This is a genomic window from Tychonema sp. LEGE 06208 (assembly GCF_015207505.1).
In the GTDB taxonomy this organism is placed as follows: Bacteria; Cyanobacteriota; Cyanobacteriia; order Cyanobacteriales; family Microcoleaceae; genus Microcoleus.
The window spans coordinates 59,803-66,171 of sequence record NZ_JADEWT010000021.1; the positions used below are offsets into that span (position 1 = coordinate 59,803).

At 48.1% G+C, this 6,369-nt stretch carries 4 protein-coding genes; 2 read left to right on the forward strand and 2 right to left on the reverse strand.

All coding sequences use genetic code 11. The features are described 5' to 3' along the window. Nucleotide 1 precedes the first annotated feature (1 nt). Nucleotides 2-775 (reverse strand): glucose 1-dehydrogenase, encoded by a 774-nt coding sequence (locus IQ263_RS08200; RefSeq protein ID WP_194066996.1) that lies wholly within the window; start codon nt 773-775, stop codon nt 2-4. 4 nt (nt 776-779) lie between these two features. Then, complete coding sequence (locus IQ263_RS08205) at nt 780-2,177, reverse strand: serine hydrolase domain-containing protein (protein ID WP_228049883.1); 1,398 nt, start codon at nt 2,175-2,177, stop codon at nt 780-782. A 707-nt stretch (nt 2,178-2,884) separates the two neighbouring features. Between IQ263_RS08205 and IQ263_RS08210 the strand changes: the two genes are divergently transcribed. Continuing rightward, nucleotides 2,885-5,005: a pentapeptide repeat-containing protein gene (locus tag IQ263_RS08210; RefSeq protein ID WP_194066997.1), complete on the forward strand. Its 2,121-nt coding sequence runs from the start codon at nt 2,885-2,887 to the stop codon at nt 5,003-5,005. A 464-nt stretch (nt 5,006-5,469) separates the two neighbouring features. Continuing rightward, a complete protein-coding gene (locus IQ263_RS08220; protein ID WP_194066998.1) occupies nt 5,470-6,294 on the forward strand; it encodes a M15 family metallopeptidase in 825 nt (274 codons plus the stop codon). The last annotated feature ends 75 nt before the right edge of the window (nt 6,295-6,369 follow it).

Consider the following 6,369-nt stretch of genomic DNA (forward strand, 5'->3'; position numbering starts at 1 on the left):
CTTAATCCAGCGTCTGCACGCCACCGCCGTTGACGAACAGCACCTGTCCGCTGACCCACTGAGATACAGGGGCAGCAAAATAGAGAACGGCTCCAGCGATGTCTTCAGGCTCGCCCAAGCGTTGGAGCGGAGTATGGGCCAGCATTCGCTCTTCGACCTCTGGAGTCAGAACCGAAGCCAAGGCCCCCGTTCTGACAGCTCCCGGGCCCACGGCATTGACGCGAATTACCGGGCCGTAGTCGAAGGCCAGGTTTGCCGTCATGTGATTGATGGCGGCTTTGGAAGCAGCGTAGGCGCTGATGGCGGGGCTTTTATTGATGGAACTCATCGACGACATATTGACGATGGAACCGTAGCCCGCCTTTTTCATGTGCGGCGCGCAGAGTTGCGACAGTCGCCACGCGCTGAAAACATTGAGTTGAAAGGGGCGCTCGAACTGCTGCTGCGAAATCTCGAACGGACTTTCTTTGCCGGCACCGCCGCCGCCAGCGTTATTGACCAGAACGTGAATGCTTCCACACTCGGCGATGGTGCGTTCCACCAGACCAATTAAATCTTCGTCACGGAGCACGTTGCACTCCACAGCCAAAGCTTTGCCGCCGCCCGCACCAATCTCATCGGCAACCTTTTGGGCGTCCGCTACTTTCAAATCGGCAATAACCACGGTGGCACCAAAATCAGCCAGCATCCGGCAACAGGCTGCACCGATGCCGTTGCCGCCGCCGGTCACGATGGCAACTTTGCCGTTCAAATCGAAAAGAGTTGTAGGCTGCATAAACTTAATTTCCTTTGATCAAATACTGGGCGACAGCTTCGTAAGCTGGTAGTGAAGTCGAATCGTTAGCGCTGTTTGCAGCGATGGGATGGGAGGCGAAACGCACGATGACCATTTCGGCTGCAGGATCAATATAGATCGTTTGTCCGTGCACGCCACGCGCGGCAAAAGCGCCGCGGGCGTTTCCGGTATGCCACCACATATCCCGATAAGACCAGCCTGGTAATTCGGGATGGCCCGATTTGGCGAAAGCGGCTTTGCTGCCGCCGCCGGCGATATCTTCGATCGCGCGGGCGGGCAAAACCTGCGTGCCTTTCCAGCGCCCCTGGTTGCGAATCAACTCGCCAAAGCGTGCCATGTCGCGCAAACCGGCGTTGTAGCCGCCACCGGCGAAGGGAGTACCTAGTTCGTCCACCGAATAGTAGCCGTCCTGTTCCATGCCGATTTTGCTCCACACGCGATCGGCCAGAAGTTCGTCCACCGACTTGCCGCTGGCGCGGGCAACCAGCCAGCCCGCTACGTCAGCGTTGGGGGTTTTATAGCCGAAGGCTTCGCCGTGGGTGCCGGCCTTTTTCACCGTTTTTAGCGCGGCGTAGTAGCCCACGGGCCCGCTGTAATCTTTGGGTTTGGGTAACGGGTTGCCGGCGCCGGAATACTCCCAGATTTCGGCTTTGGGGTTAGCGTATTCTTCGCTGAATTGCAGCGCAGTCGTCATGTCCAGCACTTGGCGCACGGTAGCGTCGCCAAAGGCGGAATCTTTGAGTTCGGGAATGTATTCGGCTACCCGCTTGTTTTCGTCCAGCTTGCCTTCGGCGACCAAAACTGCGCCCAAGGTGCCGGTGAGAGATTTCGTCACCGACATCGCGGCGTGTTTGTTGTCGGCCGCCAGCGCACCAAAGTATTTTTCATAAACGATCGAGCCTCGGTGCAAAACCAGAATGCCGTCTGTGTAGTTTTGCCACAGCGATTCTTCCCATGTCATGTCTTTCGTGGCATTCAGCGGGCGGAACGCGATCGAGTCAATTCGTGGATCGAGACGGTAAGGCAGCGGATCTGGCGCGCCCAGTCCGCGTGAAACGTTGACGGCGGGCATGAACTCGTTCATGTGCGCCACGCTCCAGCGCAGGGCGGGAAACTGGAAAAACGAGCCGTCGGCGAATTTCAACTGCTTGTCTTTGGGCGGCGGGAAACCTTGCATCCAGCCCATTGCGATCGGATCGCTTTCTCGCGCGGAAAGAAATTTGCTTTCGGTTTGAGCCGAACTCGCGAAAGAAAAGACACTCATGCCTAAAAAAACAAATAAACAAACAAATGCAGAAAGAGTAAATCCGTAATAAAAAAGCTTATTTTTACTTCGCATCAAAAGAAACCATAAAAAATAATCAGTCAAAGCGAGGCGCATCCTGCTTTCCTCGAAAGAAACGCTGCGCCTGCAACCAAGCCGCGCGCTGCAGCCCAACTTTCTATCATAACTCACATTTCGCAATTTTTAACACACTTCAAATATACATTTTTCACCATGCGGTGTCACATACCACAATTGCTCACGGATATCAGTTCTTAAATTAATAATTTATAGTTTTCAAGCAATTTTTTATTCAGTTAATATTCAACGCAAAATTGTATGTATAGCCTTATTAGTTCATAGAGACAAGTACAAAAGAATTGTGACTGTTTCCTCGTTCCCAGGCTCTGCCTGGTAATGCAGATCCGGAGGCTCTGCCTCTCTTTACCCCTAAAATTCGGGATAAAAGACTTGCATCGCATAAGTTACGGTATCGATATCTAAACAGCAGATTCAAGCCAAATGCAACATAGATAAATGCAGATAATTTCCGATAATTTGTGATTTTAACAATAGGTATATAGAGGAGTATGGGCAGATGTTTAAATTATTAATTTTTCGTTCCTAATTCAAAATAAATTGTGACTGTTGACTGTACGGAATGTAGATTAAAATTGAAGAAAAGCTAGATCCAGTTGCGGTTGATGCAGGGGATGAGGAAAATGCTGCTAATTGTGCCTAGATGGCAGAATTTGGTAAGATTAGATTTTGGGAAAACTTCCCAGACATGGCGTTTGAAGTATTTTAAATTTGAGGGTAGCACTATGTCAGAGACAGAACTAGATATAGAATCGATAACCGCGAGAGTATTGCAGCTTGAAGAAGAGCAAGTTATTCTGAAAAAATATTTAGCCAAACTTAAGAGGCAGTTAGAGGCACAGGAACAGCGATTTAACGATCGCCCCGAACCGCAAATGCTAGAAAGTTTGACTGCTGAAATTGCGTCCCCGCAACAGCCGTGTGGTTTGGGAAATAGCGATATGTCTGTCATTGCCGATCGACCGATCGAACTCGACACCGACACAGAAAAGCCAAAGTCAGACTTTGAGTATCAGTTAGTATGCGATCGTGCCAACAGTCGCGCTGTGTTGGTGGAGGCTCTATCAGTAGCAAAAGAGCGGCTGATTATTGTTTGCCCTTGGCTCAATTGTAACAGCATTAATGATGAATTGCTGCAAAAAATTAGAGAGTGTTTGAACCGAGGATGTTTGATAGATATGGGCTGGGGTTATCTGGGCGATCGGCAAATAATCGGCAAAGGATGGCGCTACAATGGTTTGGCAGATTTGCAAGAATTAGCCAGTGAATATCCAGATATATTTCGCCTCAAGTTATTGGGTACTCACGAAAACTTTTTAGTCTGCGATTCGACTTTTGCCATGTTGGGAAGTCACAATTTTCTGACTAACAGCGACGAAAGCGCAGCAAAAGAAATCGGAATTCGCACCAATGACTGCCAAATTGTCAACCAATTAATTGAGCGATTTGACAGCAGCGAAGTATTAAGTGAGGCGGAAATTGAGGGGCGGTTTGCAGCGAGTTCGGATGCGATCGATCGAGCTGATTATTTGGAAGGATTGGCGGCGGATGCTGAAAATATTGCTTTAGACGATAGCTGTGAAAATGTGGAGGATGAATCTGAGGAATGTCTGGAACCTGTTGTTAGTGTTGAGGAGTTTTGGGAGCGTTACACTCAGGGAGAAAAAAATTTTACGGGGATTAATTTAGCTGGTGCTAATCTAACTGGTAAAAACCTATCTCCTGATATCAACCTGAGTAAAGCTAATTTAAAACAAGCTAATTTAAGGGGTGTTAATTGGCAGAGGCTCAACCTCAGCGGGGCAATTTTAAACGGAGCAGATATGAGGAATGGACTTTTTTGTGGCACAAATTTTAGCGAATCTAAATTATGCGGTGTCAATCTTTCTAATGCCAATTTATCCAGTGCCAACCTCGATCGGGCTAATTTAATCAATGCCAATCTTTCTCAGGCTAATTTATATGCAGCCAATCTTTCTCAGGCTAATTTATCAAGAGCTAACCTTGCTCAGGCTAATTTACAATCGGCTAAACTAGAAAAAACCAAATTGAGTAAGGCGAGTTTAAGAGGAGCAAAGCTAGAAAATGCAAATTTTAGTGAAGCCGATTTGAACGGCGCCAACCTCAGCGGTGCTAAACTCAGTCAACAAACAAAATTCACAACTGCCAACCTCAGTCAAGCTAACTTAAGCGGGCTATACTTAAGAAAAGCAGACTTAAACAATGCTGATTTGACAAATGCAAATCTGAGTAATTCTAACCTTTTAGAAGCAAATATTGATGGAGCAAATCTCAAGGGTATTCAGCTTCAAGGGGCGATTTGCAATCAAGCAACTTTATTTCCGACTGAGTTCGATCCTGTGAAAGCTGGTGCTTATTTACTTGCTCCTTATGTATCGCTACAAAATGCCGATATAACTGATAGGGACTTAACCAATATTAAATTGATAGGAGCGGATTTACAAGGGGCTAATTTGACTTCAGCAAGATTGAGTGGTTCCGATTTGAGAGATGTTAATTTAAGTGGGGCCAAACTTCAGGGAGCAACACTGGATAGCATAAATTTGAGCAGAGCTAATTTAAGACAAGTTAACTTGAACGATGCAAGATTAGTTAGTGCCGATCTAACTACAGCAGACTTAACTGAAGCTGACTTGCGACAAGCTGAGTTAAACTCTGCAAAACTGCGTGGTGCTGACCTAATTTCAGCAGACCTCCGCGCGGCAAGGTTAAATTTTGCAGACTTATCGGGCGCTAACTTAACAAATGCAAAAATAGGAGGAGCAGAATTTCAAAATGCTACGCTCACTGGCGCAATTATGCCAGACGGATCTACTCACGAATAAAATTAGTTAAGGGGTTTGCTAAACAAAATCTATTCAAAAAGTCTCAATATACTCTGTTTCCAGAGCTAGCGGCCGAGAAGGGTTGGACTATGACAGAGATTACCACTCGATCGGGCGATCGCTACAGCACGCTGAAAAATTATGCCCGATCGCCCGCTAAGGCAATGGCTGACAAATTCGTGCTCTGCTAAAATTGGCGCGGACGTTTGATGTGCCGATCGCACAATTGTGAAATTTTGCCCAAAAGTAGCAAATGACACTTAAAATAAACCAGTACCAACCAGTTAGACCAAAACCGGCGGCATCGGAGCCCAACTAAAACAGATTTGAGAGTTGGCGGAGGAGAAATGGCGAAGTCTGGAAGAGATGATATGTACTCAGCGGCAATTGTAGCTGTGCGATCGCCCGTATCGGTCTACAATTTGTAACGTTGAGCCTTATTGAAGTGCAGGAGTGGAGCTGGCTTGGATAACGCTAGTCTGTCAAGAAAACCCCCGCAAGCCTCGGAGCTTGTCGCCGACGAAATTCCAGAAGCAGTGCGAGACCACCCATACCCAGAAGCAGGATCGAGCCAGTCCAAGAAAAAAGGGCTGATTTGGAAACTGCTAGGGTTGGCGGCATTAGCCTGTGGGGTCAGCATTTGGCTGAACCTCAACTTTAACTTTTTCCCAGCCACCAGTCAGGCAGAGCAAAGTCAAAAAAACCCAGCAGCCGCGAGTTCGCCTTCGGGATCTGTCGCGAGTCCAACTACTAGCTCAAAACCCGCAACCCCAGACAACCTGCTGGGACACTTGCCTTACCCAGAAGCACCAGCCGCAGACTTGGTAAATGTCACCTCCGACGGTGGCATCAAACTCCGCAAAGCCGCAGCAGCAAAATATCAAGAAATGGCTAACGCCGCCGCAGCATCAGGGATCTATTTCGCCCCCATATCCGGCTTTCGCTCCGTAGAAGACCAACAACACGTATTTTTTGACGTGAAAGCCGAACGCAGGCAAAACGCCACCAAGCGAGCCGAAGTCAGCGCCCCTCCTGGATATAGCGAACACCATACCGGTTACGCGATCGACATTGGCGACGGCTCCGCCCCCGAAACTAACCTCAGTCAAAGTTTTGACAATACCCAAGCATTCAAATGGCTAGAAGCCAACGCTCCCGCCTTCAGCTTTGAAATGTCTTTCCCCAAAAACAACCGCCAAGGCGTCAGTTATGAACCCTGGCACTGGCGGTTTGTGGGCGACAGGCCAAGCCTCGAAACTTTTTACAAAGCTCATTCGTTGAAAAAGTAGAAGTCAGTTGTCAGTTGACAGTTGACAGTTGTCGGGAAAATCAAGGAAGATTTTCGTAATTCCCCCCTCTCCCCC

Coding starts and splice junctions, on each gene's coding strand:
- IQ263_RS08205 (WP_228049883.1), bottom strand. CDS start 2,177: ATGCGCCTCGCTTTGACTGATTATTTTTTATGGTTTCTTTTGATGCGA.
- IQ263_RS08210 (WP_194066997.1), top strand. CDS start 2,885: ATGTCAGAGACAGAACTAGATATAGAATCGATAACCGCGAGAGTATTG.
- IQ263_RS08200 (WP_194066996.1), bottom strand. CDS start 775: ATGCAGCCTACAACTCTTTTCGATTTGAACGGCAAAGTTGCCATCGTG.